Here is a 20,786-nt window from a genome sequence, read left to right as displayed (position 1 = left end):
GTTATATTTAAACTTGAATTATCATTATGTTCAAATACCTAAAATCTTAAATGAAGGAGACAAAGCATTGATTGAAGTATACACAGATGGGGCATCAAGTGGTAATCCGGGAATGAGCGGGGCCGGGGTTTATATTAAAGCCGGCGGAAAAATATATGAGTATTCTTTTCCATTAGGAATGTACTCCAACCATGAAGCTGAATTCGCAGCTGTTATCAAAGCTTTAGAAATATGCAAGGAGCATTTTCCAGGTGAAATACTGTCGTTACATTCTGACTCCCGGCTGGTAGTAGATGCTATCGAAAAAGATTTTACGAAAAACCAATCCTTTCGCCCTTTACTGGAAGAAATTAATAAAGAAGCAAGCCATTTTCCTTATTTTTTTATTAAATGGATACCGGAGAAGCAAAATGGTCATGCGGATCACTTGGCCAGGAAGGGGATTCGGATGCAGTAGGGGCGGGTTCCTACTTTATTGGTATGTACCCGCTCTACCTGGACACATTGAAAAAATGCATTGGACATTAAAGATATTAAGCAGATTATATGGCTAAGAATAATGGGTGGCGATTAGACTATTTAGATATCTTCGCAATGGTTAGTCCCCAAAAAAATAACTTTTACTTGATAAATTCCTCTATACCTGCTGAAATTATCAGGATATCCACAATAAAACTATAAATTTTCACTGTCAAAAGCATGATAGTATAAACTCATGCATAATGACATGCAACCCAGTGTTCCTCTTCTACTTCTCTCCACTCCGGCATTTCTATGCACAGTTCTGTTGCCAATGGACATCTGGTACGAAAACGACAACCTGTTGGCGGAGAAATAGGACTTGGCAAATCTCCCTGTAGAATAATTCGTTCCCGTTTTTTCTCAATTGCCGGATCAGGCATTGGGATTGCCGACAATAAGGATTGCGTATATGGATGCAGCGGATTATTATTTAGTTCATCTGCTTCCGCTAATTCCACGATTCCCCCAAGATACATCACACCAATCCGGTCGCTTATATACTTCACCATTGATAAATCATGGGCAATAAATAAAAAAGTAAGATCTCTTTCTTTCTGCAACTGCATAAGCAAATTAACTACCTGCGCTTGAATCGAAACATCCAAAGCAGAAATAGGCTCATCCGCAATAATCAACTCCGGTTCAACTGCAAGAGCACGCGCAATCCCGATGCGTTGCCGCTGTCCACCTGAAAATTCATGTGGGTATCTGGATGCATGATCTGCTTGTAAGCCAACAATTTTTAAAAGTTCCTCAACTCGTTTTCTTCTTACCTGCTTACTTTCCATCAATTGATGGATGTCGAGACCTTCAGCTATAATGTCTTCCACTTTTTTTCGCGGATCCAGCGAGGCATACGGGTCTTGGAAAATCATTTGGATCTTTTGTGTGAAATTTTTTTTATTCTTTTGTGTAAGTCGTACATTATCGTATATTATCTCCCCTTCAGTCGGTTCATAAAGTCCCAGTAACGTCCTGCCAGCAGTAGACTTTCCACATCCGGACTCTCCCACCAAGCCAAGCGTTTCTCCCTTTTTTATTTCTAAGTCAATCCCATCAACAGCCTTTAAAATTTGTTTTGATTTTAAAGGGAAATGTTTCTTTAAATTCCTTACTTTTACGAGTATCTGTCTGTTTGCTGCATTCTTTTGATCCGTAGTCTGACCCGTAATTATTTCATTGATATGCTGGTTAAATTCAATCTTAGGTGCCTGCGGATGAAGTAACCAAGAAGCGGCTGTATGCGTATCACTTATTTGGAACATCGGCGGTTCTTCATCATAGTCAATTGCCAAGGCAAATTCATTACGTGGAGCGAAAGCATCGCCCTTGGGAGGATCCATCATATCAGGCGGACTTCCCGGAATCGAATATAATTCCCCCTTCGTATTCAAGGTTGGCATCGATTTTAACAATCCCCAATTATAGGGGTGAGAGGGGTGATGAAAAATTTCTTCCGCTGTCCCTTTTTCTACTATTTTACCAGCATACATAACCGCTACGGAATCAGCAACATTTGCAACCACTCCTAAGTCATGGGTAATAAAAATGATAGATGTTCCCGTTTTCTTTTGGATTCTTTTCAGCAAATCCAAAATTTGTGCTTGAATCGTGACATCTAATGCTGTAGTAGGTTCATCAGCTATTAACAGCTTCGGGTTGCACGCAAGCGCCATAGCTATGACAACCCTTTGCCTCATCCCACCTGAAAATTCATGCGGGTACTGGTTAATCCTTGCTTCCGGATTAGGTAAGCCTACTAACCGAAACAGGTCGAGAGCTAATTCGATTGATTCCTTCTTGCCAAGTTTTCGGTGCTTGATAGCACTTTCAATCACTTGTTTACCGACTTTCATCGTTGGGTTTAAAGCTGTCATTGGGTCTTGGAATATCATGGCTATTTCCGAACCACGTACCTTTTGCATTTCTCTTTTTTTCAAAGTCAGCAAGTCCTTGCCAGAGAATTCTATTTGCCCATCGTCTATCGAAGCATTCTGGACAGGAAGCAGACCCATTATCGCCTTGGCAGTAACGGATTTACCTGAGCCGGACTCACCGACAATCGCAAGTGTTTCCCCTTTTTTCACAGAAATATCAGCACCTCTTACTGCCTTAACTTTTCCAGCATACGTTTGAAAAGATACGTGTAAATTTTTAATCGATAATAATGGTTCCATATTAAAAATCTCCTCAATATACGTTTTATAAATTTACCATACAGCTATTTTCGCATTCTTGGATCCAAAGCATCACGTAAACCATCAGCCAACAAATTAAAACTAACCATCAGACCCACGATAACTATGGAAGGGAAAGCCAGTAAGTAGAAATGGCTACGCATCGATTGAAATCCATCATTAATCAGCACTCCAAGGGAAGCAAGTGGTTCCTGAAGCCCTAAACCTATAAAACTTAAAAAAGCTTCTGTAAAAATGGCACTTGGTATGGTAAACATCATATTTACGATAATGAGCCCCAATGTATTTGGCAGCATATGACTCGTAATAATATGTTTATTTTTTGCTCCCAGCGCTCTGGACGCAAGTATGAATTCCTGCGTCTTCAGTTTAAAAATTTGCCCACGGACAAGCCTGGCCATATTCACCCAGCCCGTTATCACCATGGCAATCGTGATAGTTAATATGCCCGGTTGCATAATCATAATTAATAGAATAATAATGATTAAATTTGGGACCCCTACTAATATTTCAATAATCCGTTGCATGAAATTATCTACTTTTCCACCTTTTAAAGCAGAAATAGATCCATAAGTAATTCCGACGCAGATATCTAATAAGGCAGCTAACAATGCAATATATAAAGATATACGAGTCCCTTCCCATAAGCGGGTCCACTGATCACGGCCAAATTTATCCGTTCCTATCCAATGGTCGCTATTGGGTTTGGCAAAAACGTTATCATAATCCGTTTGTTGATAGCTATATTCGTTCAAATGTGGTCCAATAATAGCCATGACTATGATAATCATTAAGATTACCAAACTGGCCACCGTGCCTTTATTTTTTTTAAAACGCAGCCAGCCCTCTTGAAAACCACTTATCATTGGTCGATGGATTGCTTCCATTTTTTCATCTTTACGTCCAACTATTTCAAATCTCTCAACTGAATAATTGTCATGAGTCGGATATTGTTTTGTCTCATTCATGAATCGGTTTACTCCTTTCCACGGATCCTTATTCGTGGATCAATAATGCCATATAATAAATCTACTACCAAAATAGTCAAAATAAAGAAGGAACTATAAAAGAGAGTCAAGCCCATTATTGTTGTATAATCATTTGTTTTAATAGAATCTACAAATAAACTTCCTATTCCGGGTATACTGAATATGTTTTCAATTACTAACGAACCAGTTAATAAACTTACAAAAACAGGGCCTAAAATGGTTACAACCGGAATGAGTGCATTTCGAATGGAATGCTTGATAAGCACGGTAAGATCACCTAATCCCTTCGCATGTGCAGTGGTGATATAATCCTGTTGTAATACGTCCAGCATTTCATTTCTTGTAAATCTGGCAATAAGGGCAATAACCGTTACTGCCAAGGAAATTGTCGGCAGGATGGAATTCAGATAGCCTTCCCAATACGCAACAGGGAACAGACCCCATTCCAAACCTAAATAGAATTGCAGGATTGCTGCCAATACAAAATTCGGTATCGAGATCCCCAAGACAGCTACAATCATCGTAAAATAATCCCAAATCGTATTCTGTCTATATGCAGCAATGATTCCCAGAATAATACCAATCGACAATCCTAACACAACAGCTTGTATTCCAAGTAACGCAGAAGGACCAATACGATCCATAATCAATGAATTTACAGTTTGTCCCTTATAATAGTACGATATCCCCAAATCACCTTGAACAAGGTTACCCAAGTATTTTATGTATTGAACCGTTACGGGCTGATCAAGTCCATATTTAGATAAAAACTCCATTCTATCTTCGTCAGATAGTTTTGCGAGTTTTTCCTCATCAAAAGGGGAGCCCGGCAACATTTTCATTAAAAAAAATGTGATCGAGGCAATAATAAATAATGTAATGAGAATATTAACTATCCTGGATAAAATAAACTTTTTCATGCGTACACCTCTTTCCTTGATGATGGGAAAGAGAGGTGTGGCTAGTACCTCTCTTTCGTTTTTATTTTTTAATTGTGATGTTTTTTAGTTCAATCTTTGCGCCATAAGGGTGGATAATCAGATTTTTCATGTATGGCTTCTGCAAAAATGCCCTTCCCTCAAAGTAAAGCGGTCCCAATGTTCCATCATCTTTTAGTGCTATTCTTTCGGCCTCAATCAACATATCAAGCCGTTTATCTTCATCCGGCTCCTTCAGCGCGCTATCAATAAGTTTCTTATATTTGGGATTGGAAAAATTCCCTCTTAATCCGCTTAAAGGATCACCATTCCACAGACTTAATATATCCATGGGATCATTATAATCGGCACCCCATTTGGAGATACCCATTTGGTAGTCACTTTCCCGCATTGTGTCCAGCCGTCCACTATAAGGTTTTGTAATTATATCGACATCAACACCAAGGTTCTTTTTGAATTCACTTTGCAAGAAGGTAGCTGTATCCTTTGCGATCGTGTCATCAGCTGTTAATAGTTCTAGCTTTGGCAAATCCCCGATTTCGTCCAATCCTTTTTCCAGATATTCCTTCGCCTTATCATAATCTGGCTTGACGACATCACCTGCCAATTCTCGGAATGTTTTATCTTTGTTTCCGTTAACACCTAAAGCAACTAGGCCATATGCAGGTGCAGATCCATTATTTAAAACTGTATCAGCGAGTGTTTGTGGATCATATGCAAGCTGGAACGCTTTACGAATATTGACATTATCAAATGGTTTCTCCTGAAAATTGAATTGTAAATACCAAGATATAAATTGCGTTTCTGTGCCAAATTCATCACTATCACGATACGAATTGACATCTGATGAAGATAAATATACCCGATCCAATTCTCCCGATTCATATAAATTCAGTGCCGTACTTTGTTCTTTAATTACTTTCATGGTAGCCCCATCAATTTTGACATTTCCCTTATCCCAATATTCTTTATTTTTTTCCAATGTTACTCCTTCAGCTTGGTCGTACTCCGTCATAACGAACGGCCCATTATACAGAATTGTATCGGCGGTTAAAGCAAATTCATCCTCGCCCACTTCATTAATAAATTTCTCGTTGAGTGGAAAATAAGTAGCAAAAGCGGTTAAGCCGAGAAAGAAAGGAGTGGGCGTCACCAATTTTACTTCTAGTGTTTTATCATCTATTGCTTTAATAGCAACCTCGGACGCATCGGCTTCTCCTGCATTAAATTCCTCTCCACCAACTATATAATCATAAAGGATGTTGGCATAGGAGCCCGAAGTGTCGGGGTGCATCGCCCGCAGCCATGAATATTTAAAATCCTGTGCCGTTACAGGATCACCATTGCTCCATTTTATCCCATCCCGTAAATGGAACGTGTATGTCAATTTATCCTCGGAAATATCAGCACTTTCCGCCATTGCAGGTTGTGGATTGTTATCCGCATCCAAACGATAAAGACCTTCCATAATATTGTTTAAAATAGAAAAGGATATCCCATCCGTTGTCAACACCTGATTTAAGTCGGGGATATCATTGTCGAGGCTAAGATGAACAATCTTCTTCTCCTCACTTTTACCAGTACTGTCCTTTGAAAAACCACAACCAGCTAAAAGGAACACGAGTCCAAAAACCATTGTAATCAAAATAAATAGATGTTTCTTTTTCAATTTCTTTTCCTCCCCAGATTTAAATTTGTACCATTTCAGATGAATAACGCTGTATATTCCCAGTTACTGTTGTCTTAAAGGATACGTGCCTCCTCTCAATCTAAAATTCATGTTTTTTTGGAACTATTTCGGCTAATTCAGTAAGTAATGAGAATCTGTACACAAGCGGAATATACGAAATTTATTGGATAGGAAATAATGTACAAAAGTAAAGAAGAATATTTTTATAGATTATGTCTGTAATTGTAATGTAGTAATTAATCTAGAAGTGTTTACGTATGGTGTAGGCTTATTAAAACTAGTTATAAATAAATATAGAAGGAAAATCGTAAATAAAAATTATAATAATCTTTTTCATTATTATATTATTCTGTATTTTATTCTTAAAAATAGTAAATGTCAATATCAAAATCAGTTTTTCTATAGGGATGTTGGGCGGTTCTACCATTTATGTCCCTCCTGTAATCTCTGGTTAATACAGCAATTTGATGATAGTATTTTGAATACATAAGGAGAATTGGGCTCCGAGAATGTGATACTATTCCTACTTTATATTTTTGAAGCTTTATATCTTGCTTTTTAATTAATACAAATAGGGGGCATTTAATAAATGCAAGAACAAAGGCGTAAGCGCCCGTTTAGCGACGTATGGACTGGACTGAGCCGTAGGAGATAAAGGAAACACGGTGAGCTGAAAGCGAACCGATGTTGACTTATCGTACGGAGGTGAGGGAAGTCCACTAGTCGCTGGGCGCTGGAGCCGGACGTGGCTTACCCTGCTGAGAGCAGAATAGAGCCTAAATTTATATACTTTTGTATGAAAACACTTATCGAGAAAAGCCAATACAAAGCTAGACCCTTCATCATTCAATTTTTTGAAGGGGTTAAATTATCTACGGGCTTTATTTGTGATCTAAAGATAAAATACTATGTCCTTTCTTTGAACAAATTTAGCAATTTTGGTTAGGGTCTCCTTTATATTATAGTTAATGGAGGATGACCACATTACCAATATAACAATACAAATGACAGTAGTATTATTGAAAAACTTTTGTATACGTGTTCTAGTCACAATAGATGGTACTTCTATACTGTCACAACCCGTTTCTTATACAGGGTATCCCCTTTCAGGATCCACCAGAGTATTTTCGGCCTTGTTGTATTGTTATTAAACTGTATTGGCAATAAATGAATGTGATATACCTCCTATCCAGGCTAGAAATTCTTTTTCATCATAGATGGTGGCTGCGCGAATGCGGAGCCATGTTGGTTTCTTATCTTTTAAAATAAACCACGTGCTACACCAAAGTGATATGGGCATTTGTTGAGATATTTTGACTATTAATTTGTAATAGTTAAAACCCTCATTTCCGTTCACAGATTTAGCTTTGTCCGTCCCATAAGATAACAACAAACAGATTCGTAACATGTTTCCAACAACTCTTTTATCGCTTTATCCAACCACTATCTGCATATAAATTAGCCAGGTGAGCTATTAGTTCAATAAGGAGATAGTGTCAATAAATAAAAAATAGTTAAAACACCGCTCACCCAAGAACGGTGTCTCCTTTTTTAATCCATCGCACCTTTACCTATTCACGCCATTTCCCCATCAAATATTTCGTATCACTTGTTAAAGTATGATAAGCTTCCTCAGAAATCAGCTGACTAATCCTTTGAAATTCCAGCATTGTTTTCATGCCTTCCAAATGCTTTAGGACCTTTTCCACTTGTCCCGTTTCTTCATAATGGCTCACCGCAGTCAAGTGAAGACGCAAGGATCTTGCAGCATCCGTTGAAACATCTCCTTTTTCCTTTAGGCTTGCAACCTGTTCTTTCATTGTGGCTGCATTCCATGCATAGATAGAGCTAGCTGTCTTCTCTGCCACCGTTTTCCGGATCGGATTTGTCGATACGGTATCACGTGTCGGATGAACCCGGTTTGTTAACAGAATGGCAATTGTCTTAAGCTTTGGACTGACAACCATTGACGTTCCAGTATATCCCGTATGCCCAAGCGTATTTTCCTCGGCCAATACATCCATATACCAATCCTGATTTAAATCCCAGCCAAGTCCATGATTTTGCCCTGGATACGCTTCATTCCAGTTTTTATTCATCAGTTCAAATGTCCCTTCGGAAACAATTTGTTGTCCTTGATAGCTGCCTTCGTTAAGCAGCATTTGTGCAAATATGGCCATATCTTCAGCTGAACTGAATACACCAGCATGCCCAGCTACACCATCAAGTGCCCACGCTTTTTCATCGTGCACACTGCCCCACACCAAACCGCGATCTGTCCATGGCTGAAATTCAGTCGCTGCAATCCGCGGTTTTAATTCTTCTGGCGGATTATACATGGTATCCGACATCTGCAGCGGCTCCAAAATGTTCTCCCGTATAAAAACATCCTGCCGATTTCCGCTTAAACGCTCAATTAGTACACCTAATGTAATATAATTAATATCACTGTATACGTATTCTTCGCCTGGTTCATACTGTAATGGTTCACGCATGACATATTCCAGCAATTCCTCCCGAGTACCATCCATGTCATATATATTCCCGGAAGGACCTGGTTTTTCACCAGATGTATGCGTTAACAATTGTTTGATCGTTATATCCCCTTTTTCATCGGTGTCGTACTCCGGAAGATAGTCGGATACTGGATCATCCAGTTTGAACAATCCCTGATCCCATAACTGCATAACCCCGACAGCCGTAAATAACTTGGAAATCGATGCCATGTCAAAAATCGTGTCCGCTTGCATTTTTACCGGCTCGTCCATTTCGGTAAAATCAGCATCTGTATAACGGGCGGCATAACCGTATGCATCATGTTTCACGACCTTACCATTACGGGCAATCAGAACAACAGCACCTGGCATGACCTGTTCGGATATTGCATCATTGATTCCCTCATCCAAATCCGCAAGCGGCTGCTCCAGCATTTCCACACTGCCGGCCGTTCCCGGTGGTAATTCGTTCGCAGCTGCATAACCCGCTTGCGGCTGAATCATTAGCACGCTAAACCATAGTGTAAACGCATAAAGGACTAGTATCATTCTTTTTTTCATGTTCGTTTCCCCTTTCCCTATAGTCTTAAGCGGGATCAGTCCCCAAGTGCTATTACACAAGAAAGCATTGAGGGACTGCCCAAATATTTTAGTTGGAAAATATACAAATTAGCAGGTAGTAAAGATATTGACATTCATTACCTCGATGCTATTTTCTAACCTGTACTCTTGATTCCAAAAAGGAAATTTACCCTTCTCTCCACTCATAAAGCAAATAATTAGCATTCGCTGTCAGGTCGTGATAGGCCTGGTCAGAAATCTGTTTTTGTTCATGCAGCTGTTCCACTAATTGGTTAAAACCTTCCATATGTTTGACCGCTTTTTTGATTTTTCCAGCATCTTTATAATGGGAAACCGCAGTCAAATGGGTTAGCAGCAAGCGGCTAACATTGGCATCGTCAATATCTCCAAACCGTTTAAACTGTTCGATTAACGCTTTCATATAATCGATACTCGGTGTTGACACGCCAATCGCCATACCTTCTCTTGTCGAATCCGCCGCTCCAACGTAAACACCCTTTTCCATATCGAACATCAGGCTGTTTACATTTCCGATTTCTGTTGGACTCGTTTCCCAGGCATGTCCCATTTGCTCTAGTCGATTTCGCACATCATCTTGAATGCCATACTCCCAGCGAATCGTCGGATATTGGTTGCTGTAAATTCGCGGTTCTTCAATGGCCTCCTTCAAATCCATCCCATAGCCAATCGTATTGACAATCGTTTGGGTTACCGATGTAATAATCGTTGTTCCACCAGGTGAGCCTACTGTCATAAACGGCTTGTTATCCTTTAAAACAATCGTTGGCGTCATGCTGCTCAACGGCCGTTTGTTTGGCTGGATTTCGTTCGCCCCACCTGGAATGGCATCAAAATCGGTCAATTCATTGTTTAACATAACACCATAGCCTGGCACCATGATACCTGAGCCAAAGACCTGTTCAATTGTCGTCGTATAGGAAACCAGATTTCCCCAACGATCTGCAACGGTAAAATGCGTTGTTTCGCCATTTACTTTGTCGTCCACTTGTTCCACAACGGCTCCCGACTCGCCATCTTGAAAATCCCATGGGTTGCCTGGCTGAACATCCGGATTCGCCTTATCCGGGTCAATTAAATCAACACGCTGCTTAATATAATCCGGGTGCAACAATCCTTCTCGCGGTACATCCACATATTCCGGATCCCCCATATAGGCGGCCCTGTCAGCATAGGCAAGATGCATCGCTTCCGCCATATGATGGTATTTTTCCGGGGACCTTACATCATATTGGGTTAAATCCATTTCTTCAAACATCTCCAGCATCTGCAGCATCGTCAATCCACCAGAGCTTGGAGGCGGCATCGATGCAATATCATATCCCAAGTAATCCCCCCAGACCGGCTCATCTTCCGTCACATCGTACTTGCTTAAATCCGCAGCAGTCATACTACCGTCAAAATCCTGGACAACATCTGCAAGTGCCTCACCGATTTCACCCTGGTAAAAGGCGTCTGATCCTTCTTCTGCGATCAATTTAAATGTTTTGGCAAGGTCTTTTTGTACAAGAAGATCGCCCTCTTCAAGCGGCTCGCCCTCCGGAAGAAACACGTCACCAGCTGCACTGCGGGACAGTTTAGCTGCATTGCTGGCAATTGCGTCGGCCAGAACCCAGTTTACTTCGATTCCTCCTTCAGCCATTTCAATTGCAGGCTGGATAAGCTCATCCATCGGCATCGTTCCCCAATTGTCGAGTGCCGTTTCCAGACCTTTTAATGTGCCCGGAACACCAACGGATTTTCCGCTTCTAACTCGTTCCTGAAACGGCATGACCTCACCGGTATCTTCATCTATGAACATATCTGGTGTTGCCCCAGCAGGTGCACGCTCTCTGCTGTTGATTACTGATATATCCTCAGTTTCCGCATCATAGTACATCAAAAAGCCGCCACCACCGATTCCAGACATCATTGGCTCTGCCACGTTTAATGCAAATTGAATGGCAACTGCTGCGTCAATTGCAGTACCCCCATTTCTCAGCACATCTGTCCCAACCTTCGAGGCCAGCGGATGTGCCGTAACGACCATTCCAAGATCGCCTTCAGCTGTCTGTTCATCTTTTATTCCGGGATTATCCGGTTCATACCCAGTATTGTCCCCATACACGGTTCCACCTTGCATGATCGTACTGAAAAACAGTAACAGTCCCACAACGATTGACAGCCATTTTTTGTTTCGGTGCATCTGTTCATCCCTCCATTGTTTTAATGTGTGGATCAAACGGCAGAATTCCGATGCAAATAACCGCATGTATCGACGTAAAATTGAATAATATCGACGTGAATTGTGCAGTATCAACATATAACTTCGGGATATCAACGTGAATTTGTGAAATATCAACGTAAAAACGCGGAATATCGACATGAATTGTGATGTATCAACATTAAACTGCGCAATATCGCGGACCAGTGCAGTATCAACGTCGCTCTGCCGTAAATCACTCATTAGTTCTAGAAAATTTAATCCAATTATAATAGATTAACATAATAAATAGTGTCGATTTATGTCACATTATTTTAAATATTGTTAAAATGATTCGTTTGAACCAGGAGATGCATATAATTTTTATAGGTATTTCGTTGATAATACGAAGAATGTACTATAGAAAGGACATTCGGAGTATAAATGTGTTCATAACTTCGATTGAATATAGGATAAGGTAAAATTGATTTAAAAATTTACTGTAAATTGAATTGATCGGTATATCATTAAGTTTTTTTAGTATTATGTCTTGGTCACCATCTTTGTCACTTTTCTCTAGGGGTCCATTTAATCCGTGTCATTCCTCTATTTTTGGGTACCCTATAATTGGGTGATTCAAAATGAAAGCAAATGAATTGGAAACAAAAAGATTTGATAAAGCATTAGATGAATTTATTGAGTTGTTCAACAACCTCGAAAAAGATGAGCCGATCATCCATTTTGAAGAAGAGGTTGTTCAGAACATTGAACGCGCAAAGAAAAAATATGGTAATGATATGGTGGATGAAAAAATAAATACAGTTGTACGCGAAATGCTTTCCTGGCTTGATTTGGAAGATGTTGAGGAAGATGAGGAAGGAAAGGGTGAAGAGGATGGAGATAACGATGAATAGCAGGATGACGGCAAAACGTGATGAACACGGTAAGGTATTAAGCCCCAATCTTATATAAAGCATACACGAATCCCCGCTAAATTGGGCGGGGATCATGTAACTCATCACTGCTTATGAAATAAATTTGCTACCGCTTCCCTGATTCGGAAAACAAATCCAGCTACATAGATTTATAAGTTGATTAAAAAAACGAGTATTACGTTTGCTCTTACGTAATACTCGCACATAATCATTTTGTTTTAGTTAACGAGATTTCCAATCCATTATAATATTGCAGGTTAATCTTAATTGATAGGTATGGCGAACCGACTCAAGCACTTTCCTGAAAAATAAAACCTTCCAAATTGTGCCGATATCGTTCATCCGTATTCTCAAGTTCAATTGTTGCTTCCAACCTTACTCGTACCCACCACTGTGAAGCAAATTGTGGACGTAATTGTTGAACAGTTAATTCAACAGAGATTCTCTGTTTCAATAAGGAATGAACAGCTTGTGCATATATGCCTGGAATACAACCGATATGAACCCCGGAACTAGTCATAACCTTAACGGCGTATGAATCAAATTTATTATCCTCTTCTAATTCCGGAATTAAGGAATCTCCTTCACGAACATAATCGTACCAATTCTCCGATATGTGGCCTTGATGCCGGATTCCATTCACATAAAAATTCGAGCGTAACTCTTCTCCATTCAGACGAAGTGGTTCTTCAAAAGAATACGGATCCTGTGAGAGCATCCCCCTAGTTTCTCTCAAGATATCCATCCTGTCCGCAGTAGCGGGTAAACCAAATTCGTCTAAGATATTTTCAAAACCGATACGGGTATTATCAGGAATACGCCGATCAAAAGCAGGAAATAACTCTTCCGATTGATACGTTTTTTGGAGCAATGGAAAAGCTGGGTGTAAACGATAGCCTCTGCGAATTGCTTCAGTAACAGTTCGCGGTGAATTACTTTTGAACGTATATTCAAATGTATATTTTTGTCCATCATAATTTAATGTACCAACATGGTAATAAAGATTATCCTTTGTATTTTTCCACACTACCAAAAGTGACTTTATAGCATGCATACTACTTTCCTCCCTCAAAAAAAGTGAACTATCTTATTGATTCTAAAACTAATTAGTTTCTGAATAAATTTCTTTCTAATTGTTGAAATCAAGGGGAATGTCGCCAAATAGCGTTCAAAACGTTCGATATCAAAATGCTTTAGTTTATCGGTAAACTCCATACACTCCATATTGTAATGTATTGATAAATAATGAAGCACTTAACGCGCTTTAATTCTAGGACTTTCCTTATTATTGATGCCAATTTTTACTCTTGTTTCTTTGTAGAATTTATTCATCTTACTTTCAATTTTCACCTAGACAATTGCCAGCCTAACGAAGCTCCATTATCATATAAAGGGCCAAAAATAGGTTTATCGTCTATATATAATACTTGCCAATTATGGGCATGACGATCCTGATTACCAATTAGAATATCAAATAAATTCATAAACACAAAGTCTTTTTTAAAAAAATGAAAAAGTGAAAATTCCTTAAATAATGAAAAAAACTTATACATTAATTGTTCATTCTTTAAATTAGAATTCTGTAGATCATCAAATTCATCTTCAAACTCGGCACTTAACAAGGATGATGCTGTTTCCCCATACTCCGCACCCCACTGATAACGAAAATGTTTCATAAGACAGCCTCTCCGACCATCCCGATAAGCAATTTCTGCGTCAACAACTTTAATTTCAAGTATTTTGGCGATTTCGGCAGCTATTACTTCGTTGACATCTTCCCAATTGGTTCTCTTACCATCAAAATGTCTGGGAAACTTTATAATATAAGGTACTTGATCAGGGGATAAAAGCTCAAGCTTCTCTAATGTACTATTCTCTCCATACCCGGTAAAGATCCATTCAGAGACATCCTTCATTCGTGTTCTCCCCTTCAATAATCCTTTTAGTAAACCCTCATTTAAATAGTCGTACTTATAGTATAGTCTAAATTATTAGACTGTCGAAATATCATTGATTGCCTTTCCTCTTTTCCGCCGTTAAACAATTAAATAGAGGATTCCTCATACCCTAAACATCCAACCCGACACGTTTCCGAAACTCTTCATCCCGCAGTTTAACACGGACCTGCTTACCCCAGCTTTTCACCGCTTTAACGGTTGTGTTTTCCTGGATCGCAATGTCACGTACTACCATGTCGTCATGATATAAAACCGCACCCACTTCCATTAATTTTCTGTCAACTCTGATTTCAAGTTCTGCCATACATAGGGGTCTTCCAACATTAAATCCGGAAAACTCACTAAAGGGTAGGATGTTTCCTTGTGACGGAAATGATTGCCATCGTCTATTTGTGTCTTTTGTTCCTTGATAGCATGCTTTGTGTTAGCATTGTCCCTTGTCTGTTTTCGAAACAGGTCAATCAAACGATTACGGATCATAAAATTGAAGTATGTAGCCATTGGACCTTTATCCGGTTGATACTTCTCATAGGCATGCCACATTGCGCAAAGACCTTCCTGAAAATATTCATTGTGTGGATTATGAATGTTCAATGTATGAATCTGGTCATGAATTCTACGCTCATTTTGTCTAAAAATCTTCTCAAACGTGATATTAGTATCCATTGCTTCCTCTTTCTAAAGGGCTAGCACTTTTACATTAATATCATGGTCACTACTATAATCGTTGGCTTGGATAGTTTGGTGGCATGTTAAGGGATAATATTTCAAAAAATTCATCACCACCAAATTCCATTGCGAATTCGATTGTTATAACGAAGAATCATTCATAAAAGCTAATTAGAGCTCTACCGTCCGTTAAGTGATCCAAACAGCATTCAAACAAACCTTATGTTACACTATTCTCTAGTTCTATTAAACGGAGATGTTTGCAATGGGGTTTTTTCTTGAGGTTATTTTGCCAATTATGGCTGTTTTTGCGTCAGGTTTTATTTTGCAGCGGATTCGAGTGCTTGATGTAAAATCGGTATCCGCAGTATCTTTATACATTCTGTCACCTGCGTTGGTGTTTATCACCTTATATGATGCTAAATTTGATAGCGGATTTTTAGTTGTACTTGTTTATATGTTTATCCTATTTTATGTTATGGTCGTGTTCAATAAAATACTGTCGAAGGTTTTCAAATGGAAAACTAGTACGGAAAGTGCGTCGATTCTAGCAACCGGTTTTATGAATTCGGGGAACTACGGATTACCTGTTGTATTATTCAGTGTAGGAAATGCTGCAGTACCATATGCTATTTTCATCATGGTTATCCAAGCATTACAGAATAATTTCTTCGGTATCTATTATGCATCCAGAAGCACTAGCGGAATGAAGCGGGCGCTCGCAAACGTGATGAAAATGCCAACGACATATGCAGCAATTCTAGCATTTCTATTTCACTATGGTTCAATTGGGGTACCGGAAGCAATTCATTCCACTCTATCAATGGTTGGAGATGCCGCTATACCAGTCATGATGATAATGTTAGGCATGCAGCTTGGTTCGATAACAGGGTTGAAGCTAAACTGGCAGGTTGTGGCATCTGCCGTTACGTTAAAAATGATCATTGCACCCGTTATTGCAGCTTTATTTGTTTGGCTGGTGGATGTCGATCCCATTATCGCGTCGGTATTAATTATAATTTCAGCAATGCCAACTGCTGCCACAACAACCATGTACGCGATTGAGTTCGATACGGAGCCGGAATTGGTATCGAGTATAACGTTGATTTCCACATTGGTTAGTATTGTCACATTAAGTATTTTATTGAATATTGTTGTGTGAGTGGCACTAAACTATTTCGTTTCAGGAACTTGGATGATTCTAAATTGTCAGGGTTCCTGGTATGATTTTCCCACATTTCAAGACAGTTTTGAGCGATAATCATCCGGGTTTTGATGGATCATGACGGATTTTCCAATTATATATTTACTTTTAAACAAATTGGTAAGAAAAGACAATCTAGCATATCCCTTATTGGAAAAAAGGGCCGGAAAGTCTCCAGGAGCCGAGCAAAGGTTGTTTTTCAGGAATCTAATGTCCGCCAGCCTGTTTAAAAGGCTCAGTTCATCCCAAACGCTACAATCATCTTTTTCGTGTAATTAAAAGACCATTGAACCATGATCCCCATGCGAAGGTTTATATTTAGGAAATCCAACCTCTACCGCACCTCCGTCCTACCCGGAATATTAGTAAATATAACATACCCTAGTAAATTGAAAACCAAGTTACTTATCCTAATCTCAGCATATGCTCTCTCTATTTCGTTTCTTACTGGATAAAGGATAATAGACATATGGATATAATTTTTATGCCAGGAAGGATTTTTTGCTATTACCCAGGAAATATATCAAAAAGGAAATCCCCACGAAAAAACGTCTTTGATTAGAACCGTAAGCGGAGGCATATAAGACAGTTGAATAACATAGTCTTCCTCGGATTATTAACGAACATTTTCGAGTAAATACATTGTATAATTCGGATTTGCTATTGACGCTTTTCCACGTGAATGCTAATATAAAACCGTAATTCATCGACAAATTGTGACATTACTTGGAGGTCTTATCATTGCATTTTAAAAACCAATATGAATCTATTAAAGAAATTGCCCAGGATATTTATCATCATCCTGAGCTGGGATATAAAGAAAACCAAACGAAACAAAAGGTTATCGATTACTTAAAAGATGTAAACCCGAACATTCAACTTGAGGAATTTAGTTTAACCGGCCTGAAAACGAGTTTAGGCGATAAGACGAAAGAATTGAATATTGCCTTTATCGCCGAATTGGATGCGGTTTATGCTCCAAGCCATATGTACGCAGACAAAAACACGGGTGCAGCACATAACTGCGGGCACTATACCCAAACTGCGATTGCCCTGGCATTGTATCATTATCTCTTCACATCGGGCGCCTACAAACATTGGGACTACAAAATAAGCTTCATCTTTATTCCAGCAGAGGAATATTTGGACTTAACTTATCGTGATACACTGATCCAAAAGGGCAAAATTACCCATTATGGCGGCAAACCAGAAGCGATGAAACTTGGGGTCTTTGACGACATTGATTTAGGCATCTGTGTGCATGCAATTGGTGGTGAATTTTCCGAACGAACAATTGAAATTAATTGTGACCTGGCTGGATTCCTGTATAAAAAATATACATTTAAAGGGAAAGCGACCCATGCAGGATTTGATCCTTTTCCTGCCAAAAATGCCTATAGCATGTCCACCCTATTTAATACCGCCGTTGGCTTAAGCAGACAGCAGCTTGCGGAAGCAGAACATGTTCGGATCAATCCGATTGTAATGGATTCCGATATGTCCACCAATGTGATTCCAAACCGAATCACAGTAGGTACGGATTTACGAACAAGGACAGTAGATTACCTAAAAGAGGCAGCCATCAAACTAGACGATGCAGCAAAAGGAAGCGCGCTGGCGTTACAGGGTGACGTCGAATGCCATACACAAATGGGATATTTGCCATTTGTACAAGATAGATATCTATCTACATTTGTTATGGAATCATTTAAAGAAAGCGATGAGATTGCTGTTATTTTGAATAATAACTTCATTAGTGCAGCAGGTGATATTGGTGATCTTTCCTTTATGATGCCGTGTATTCAAATCGGCTATAGCGGTTTTACGGGAACAATTCACGGTGATGACTTTATTGATGTTGATCCGGAATTTATCTATGAAATTTTCCCAAGATTCCTATCTCAAACACTTGAGAAAATGAACGGAGCTATCGACACGTCGAAACTTTACAGAAGAACATATGACGAATATCTTACATTAATTAACTCCATTGTTGACTAAAAAACTTTAGGAATGAGGTTGACCATGAACAAAAATTTTACTTATTTAATTATCTTTGTACTAGCTATTATTACGATATCGGAGATGATTGGGTTTCAAAGCATTCCAGCGGGGCCGTTTACGATCGGTCTGCTCCCGTTGGTTTTCGCAATTGTCATCACCATGGTACTTGGATTCAAACTATTCCGAAAAGGTTTCTGGAAAAAGGTGTATAGCGAGAGGAATATTAATTTTGCCGGAAAATATCTGATTTTTATTATGCTTCCTCTAATGGCAAGATACGGAGCAGATGTCGCCCCGCAAATTCGGGATATTTTACAAGTTGGCTGGGTTTTCCTGATCCAGGAATTAGGTAATCTTGGAACAGTCATTGTTGGTTTACCTATTGCAATTATGCTTGGGTTAAGACGGGAAGCTATCGGAGCTACATTAGGAATTGGACGTGAAGGGGAACTAGCGTATATTTCCGAAAAATATACACTCGAATCTAAAGAAGGAAGAGGTGTTCTTTCCATCTATATTATCGGAACATTATTCGGTGCCATCTTTTTCAGTATATTCGCACCAATATTACTGGATTTAGGATTTCGGGTAGAAGCTTTAGCGATGGGGTCCGGAGTTGGCTCAGGAAGTATGATGAGCGCAGCCTCCGCTACATTGGTTGCCCGCATGCCGGAAATGGAAAGCACAATTTTGGCATACGCATCCGCAAGCCAGTTACTTACCAGTTTTATCGGAACATTTACAATGGTATTTTTAGCAGCACCTCTGCAGCAATTCATGTATAAGAAATTAGTTAAGGGTGACAAATAATGAATTCCAAACGAAGAAAATATCTTAAATATGCACTTATTCTCCTTCTGAGTGTAGGATTAATATTGTTTACACAAGAAATTAAGTTTTTAAAAGATGCGCATTCCACACCAGTTACGTGGATGACCGTAGTCGGACTTGGAGTATTGTGGCTCTTTTCATTTATCGGTATAATCATCTCGGATTTGATGCAGCGCTCTTCCGTTAAAATCATTCGGGATTTTCCAATATTGGGATGGGTGTCGATCACTTCTCTCGTTCTGTGCTTAATCTCTGACTTTTTTGTTCGGGCTATTCAGGCAGTTGATTTCCTTTCCATCACAACGCCAATCCTGACATTTGCCGGAATATCTGTCGCAAACCGTCTAGTAGATTTGCGAAAGACATCCTGGAAAGTAGCAATTGTAGCAGCGTTTGTATTTACTGGAACCTATGTTGGCAGTGCAGTACTCGCTCAGTTGGGATTGTATTTGGCCGAGAAGTAGAGTTATATTCGCACCAGGCACCCGAACTATTCAGAATTGTTATGGGTGCACTGGAGGGTAAAAATGGAACTCGAGCAAAAGCTGTGAAATCTACTTGCGAAATCGCACCCTTCTCCCTTCATGAGGAAGAAATTTTTAATGAAAAAATAATTACATGAAGAAAATCTTCCCCGGATTCAAAATCCCCTGTGGGTCATACATTCGTTTTGTATTTTTCATCATCTCAAGAGCAGCCCCGTGTTCAGCTTCTTGGAATTTTATTTTCCCAAGTCCAACCCCGTGTTCACCAGTGCATGTTCCACCAACCTCGATTGCACGAATCGCAAGTGCTTCATTTGTATATTCTGCCTTTTCTCGTTGCCCCTTTGCTTTCGGATCAAATAAAACGAGTGTATGAAAGTTTCCATCTCCAACATGCCCCCAGATTCCACCTTTTAAACCACTTTCATCAATAAGTTGGCGTGCATATGCAACAAGTTCAGGTAAACGTGAAATTGGTACACAAACATCAGAACCCGTTTCATCAAGCCCATTTATGTGTTGATAGGCAAAAGATAATTCGTGCCTTGCCTTCCAGATCTCCTTTTGCTTTGTCGGATCACTGGCTACCTCCCAATTTTCGCAACCTAGATCATTCATTAATACAGCTGTAAGTTTTACTTCTTCTTCGATCGCAGCCCTTGCACCAGCAAACTCAAGAAACAACGAATGCTTATCCGGAAAATCATAACCGTTTTGTCGATTTACTTCGGCAATGCTTGTTGCATCAATTAATTCCATTCGCATTACCTGAATACCACCAAGTAAAATGTTTTGTGCCGCTACCGCACAAAGCTCAGGTGTGTCAAACGTACATCGGGCCATCATTGTATATTCAGGGATCCCGTGCAATCGCATTGTTATTTCAGTTATGATCCCAAGCGTTCCTTCAGATCCAGCGAATAATCCCGTTAAATGATACCCCGACGATGACTTCTTAGCACGTGTTCCCGTGTGAATCACTGTACCATCCGCTAAAACAACTTCTAAATCCAGCAATTGATCCCGCATTGAGCCATAACGGACAGCTGTTGTTCCACTGGCATTTGTAGCGACCATTCCGCCAAT

The 20,786-nt window shown here is 39.5% G+C and carries 18 protein-coding genes; 6 read left to right on the top strand and 12 right to left on the bottom strand.

From position 1 onward, the window contains the following. The first annotated feature begins 67 nt into the window (after window positions 1-67). Window positions 68-457 (top strand): ribonuclease HI family protein, encoded by a 390-nt coding sequence (locus tag CZ382_RS18560; protein ID WP_088052652.1) that lies wholly within the window; start codon window positions 68-70, stop codon window positions 455-457. A gap of 256 nt (window positions 458-713) precedes the next feature. On the opposite strand, the gene CZ382_RS24685 is transcribed toward CZ382_RS18560, so the two are convergent. The 6 genes from CZ382_RS24685 to ggt all read right to left on the bottom strand — a co-directional run bounded on the left by CZ382_RS24685 (window position 714) and on the right by ggt (window position 11,617). Further along, the gene (locus tag CZ382_RS24685) at window positions 714-2,699 is read right to left on the bottom strand and encodes an ABC transporter ATP-binding protein (protein WP_088052651.1); all 1,986 of its coding nucleotides are present in this window, start codon (window positions 2,697-2,699) and stop codon (window positions 714-716) included. Window positions 2,700-2,743: 44 nt separating this feature from the next. Continuing rightward, window positions 2,744-3,688: an ABC transporter permease gene (locus CZ382_RS18550; RefSeq protein WP_088052650.1), complete on the bottom strand. Its 945-nt coding sequence runs from the start codon at window positions 3,686-3,688 to the stop codon at window positions 2,744-2,746. A gap of 8 nt (window positions 3,689-3,696) precedes the next feature. After that, window positions 3,697-4,629, bottom strand: coding sequence for an ABC transporter permease (locus CZ382_RS18545; RefSeq protein ID WP_088052649.1), 933 nt, complete (start codon window positions 4,627-4,629; stop codon window positions 3,697-3,699). Window positions 4,630-4,690: 61 nt separating this feature from the next. Then, on the bottom strand, window positions 4,691-6,316 hold the full coding sequence (locus CZ382_RS18540) for a peptide ABC transporter substrate-binding protein (RefSeq protein WP_230856140.1): 1,626 nt from the start codon (window positions 6,314-6,316) through the stop codon (window positions 4,691-4,693). A gap of 1,592 nt (window positions 6,317-7,908) precedes the next feature. After that, window positions 7,909-9,393 (bottom strand): serine hydrolase domain-containing protein, encoded by a 1,485-nt coding sequence (locus tag CZ382_RS18525; RefSeq protein WP_088052647.1) that lies wholly within the window; start codon window positions 9,391-9,393, stop codon window positions 7,909-7,911. Between the two features lie 187 nt (window positions 9,394-9,580). Then, window positions 9,581-11,617, bottom strand: a complete 2,037-nt coding sequence (ggt, locus tag CZ382_RS18520; protein ID WP_088052646.1) for a gamma-glutamyltransferase — start codon at window positions 11,615-11,617, stop codon at window positions 9,581-9,583. A gap of 638 nt (window positions 11,618-12,255) precedes the next feature. Between ggt and CZ382_RS18515 the strand changes: the two genes are divergently transcribed. After that, window positions 12,256-12,528 (top strand): hypothetical protein, encoded by a 273-nt coding sequence (locus CZ382_RS18515; protein ID WP_088052645.1) that lies wholly within the window; start codon window positions 12,256-12,258, stop codon window positions 12,526-12,528. Between the two features lie 310 nt (window positions 12,529-12,838). Here the strand turns inward: CZ382_RS18515 and CZ382_RS18510 are convergent, their stop codons facing one another. The 4 genes from CZ382_RS18510 to CZ382_RS18500 all read right to left on the bottom strand — a co-directional run bounded on the left by CZ382_RS18510 (window position 12,839) and on the right by CZ382_RS18500 (window position 15,173). Beyond that, window positions 12,839-13,603, bottom strand: a complete 765-nt coding sequence (locus CZ382_RS18510) for an HIRAN domain-containing protein (protein ID WP_088052644.1) — start codon at window positions 13,601-13,603, stop codon at window positions 12,839-12,841. A 292-nt stretch (window positions 13,604-13,895) separates the two neighbouring features. Next, window positions 13,896-14,465 carry a HipA domain-containing protein gene (locus tag CZ382_RS18505; RefSeq protein WP_088052643.1) on the bottom strand — a complete coding sequence of 190 codons (570 nt, stop codon included), beginning with the start codon at window positions 14,463-14,465 and terminating at the stop codon, window positions 13,896-13,898. Window positions 14,466-14,616: 151 nt separating this feature from the next. After that, entirely contained in the window at window positions 14,617-14,811 is a 195-nt protein-coding gene (locus CZ382_RS24380; protein ID WP_230856141.1) for a hypothetical protein, read from the bottom strand. After that, complete coding sequence (locus tag CZ382_RS18500; protein ID WP_230856142.1) at window positions 14,775-15,173, bottom strand: sigma factor; 399 nt, start codon at window positions 15,171-15,173, stop codon at window positions 14,775-14,777. Before CZ382_RS18500 ends, CZ382_RS24380 begins: the two co-directional genes overlap by 37 nt. Before the next feature lie 268 nt (window positions 15,174-15,441). Here CZ382_RS18500 and CZ382_RS18495 point away from each other — a divergent pair, with 268 nt between their 5' ends. After that, window positions 15,442-16,338 (top strand): AEC family transporter, encoded by an 897-nt coding sequence (locus tag CZ382_RS18495; protein WP_088052642.1) that lies wholly within the window; start codon window positions 15,442-15,444, stop codon window positions 16,336-16,338. A 77-nt stretch (window positions 16,339-16,415) separates the two neighbouring features. Here CZ382_RS18495 and CZ382_RS24900 read toward each other — a convergent pair whose 3' ends face one another. Next, complete coding sequence (locus CZ382_RS24900; protein WP_371871311.1) at window positions 16,416-16,514, bottom strand: hypothetical protein; 99 nt, start codon at window positions 16,512-16,514, stop codon at window positions 16,416-16,418. 607 nt (window positions 16,515-17,121) lie between these two features. Here CZ382_RS24900 and CZ382_RS18485 point away from each other — a divergent pair. The 3 genes from CZ382_RS18485 to CZ382_RS18475 are packed head-to-tail and all read left to right on the top strand — an operon-like array spanning window position 17,122 to window position 19,679. Beyond that, window positions 17,122-18,381: a M20/M25/M40 family metallo-hydrolase gene (locus tag CZ382_RS18485; RefSeq protein WP_088052640.1), complete on the top strand. Its 1,260-nt coding sequence runs from the start codon at window positions 17,122-17,124 to the stop codon at window positions 18,379-18,381. Window positions 18,382-18,405: 24 nt separating this feature from the next. Then, on the top strand, window positions 18,406-19,194 hold the full coding sequence (locus CZ382_RS18480; protein WP_230856143.1) for a DUF3100 domain-containing protein: 789 nt from the start codon (window positions 18,406-18,408) through the stop codon (window positions 19,192-19,194). Further along, window positions 19,194-19,679, top strand: coding sequence for a hypothetical protein (locus CZ382_RS18475; RefSeq protein ID WP_088052638.1), 486 nt, complete (start codon window positions 19,194-19,196; stop codon window positions 19,677-19,679). The genes CZ382_RS18480 and CZ382_RS18475 overlap by 1 nt, the downstream gene beginning before the upstream one ends. Window positions 19,680-19,829: 150 nt before the next feature. Here CZ382_RS18475 and CZ382_RS18470 read toward each other — a convergent pair whose 3' ends face one another. Then, a complete protein-coding gene (locus CZ382_RS18470) occupies window positions 19,830-20,777 on the bottom strand; it encodes an FAD-binding oxidoreductase (protein WP_088053540.1) in 948 nt (315 codons plus the stop codon). Window positions 20,778-20,786 lie beyond the last annotated feature (9 nt).

Origin of the sequence: Virgibacillus dakarensis (assembly GCF_900155625.1) — a bacterium.
Lineage (GTDB): Bacteria > Bacillota > Bacilli > Bacillales > Amphibacillaceae > Lentibacillus_C > Lentibacillus_C populi.
The sequence above is the reverse complement of the archived record's forward strand: the minus strand, read 5'-3'. Positions and strand labels throughout refer to the sequence as shown.

Excerpts from the sequence above, each read along its gene's own strand:
- ggt (WP_088052646.1), bottom strand. The coding sequence starts at position 11,617 with ATGCACCGAAACAAAAAATGGCTGTCAATCGTTGTGGGACTGTTACTG.
- CZ382_RS18505 (WP_088052643.1), bottom strand. The coding sequence starts at position 14,465 with ATGAAGGATGTCTCTGAATGGATCTTTACCGGGTATGGAGAGAATAGT.
- CZ382_RS18525 (WP_088052647.1), bottom strand. The coding sequence starts at position 9,393 with ATGAAAAAAAGAATGATACTAGTCCTTTATGCGTTTACACTATGGTTT.
- CZ382_RS18470 (WP_088053540.1), bottom strand. The coding sequence starts at position 20,777 with ATGGTCGCTACAAATGCCAGTGGAACAACAGCTGTCCGTTATGGCTCA.
- CZ382_RS18495 (WP_088052642.1), top strand. The coding sequence starts at position 15,442 with ATGGGGTTTTTTCTTGAGGTTATTTTGCCAATTATGGCTGTTTTTGCG.
- CZ382_RS18545 (WP_088052649.1), bottom strand. The coding sequence starts at position 4,629 with ATGAAAAAGTTTATTTTATCCAGGATAGTTAATATTCTCATTACATTA.
- CZ382_RS24380 (WP_230856141.1), bottom strand. The coding sequence starts at position 14,811 with ATGGCAGAACTTGAAATCAGAGTTGACAGAAAATTAATGGAAGTGGGT.
- CZ382_RS18500 (WP_230856142.1), bottom strand. The coding sequence starts at position 15,173 with ATGGATACTAATATCACGTTTGAGAAGATTTTTAGACAAAATGAGCGT.
- CZ382_RS18550 (WP_088052650.1), bottom strand. The coding sequence starts at position 3,688 with ATGAATGAGACAAAACAATATCCGACTCATGACAATTATTCAGTTGAG.
- CZ382_RS18480 (WP_230856143.1), top strand. The coding sequence starts at position 18,406 with ATGAACAAAAATTTTACTTATTTAATTATCTTTGTACTAGCTATTATT.
- CZ382_RS18510 (WP_088052644.1), bottom strand. The coding sequence starts at position 13,603 with ATGCATGCTATAAAGTCACTTTTGGTAGTGTGGAAAAATACAAAGGAT.
- CZ382_RS18515 (WP_088052645.1), top strand. The coding sequence starts at position 12,256 with ATGAAAGCAAATGAATTGGAAACAAAAAGATTTGATAAAGCATTAGAT.
- CZ382_RS24685 (WP_088052651.1), bottom strand. The coding sequence starts at position 2,699 with ATGGAACCATTATTATCGATTAAAAATTTACACGTATCTTTTCAAACG.
- CZ382_RS18475 (WP_088052638.1), top strand. The coding sequence starts at position 19,194 with ATGAATTCCAAACGAAGAAAATATCTTAAATATGCACTTATTCTCCTT.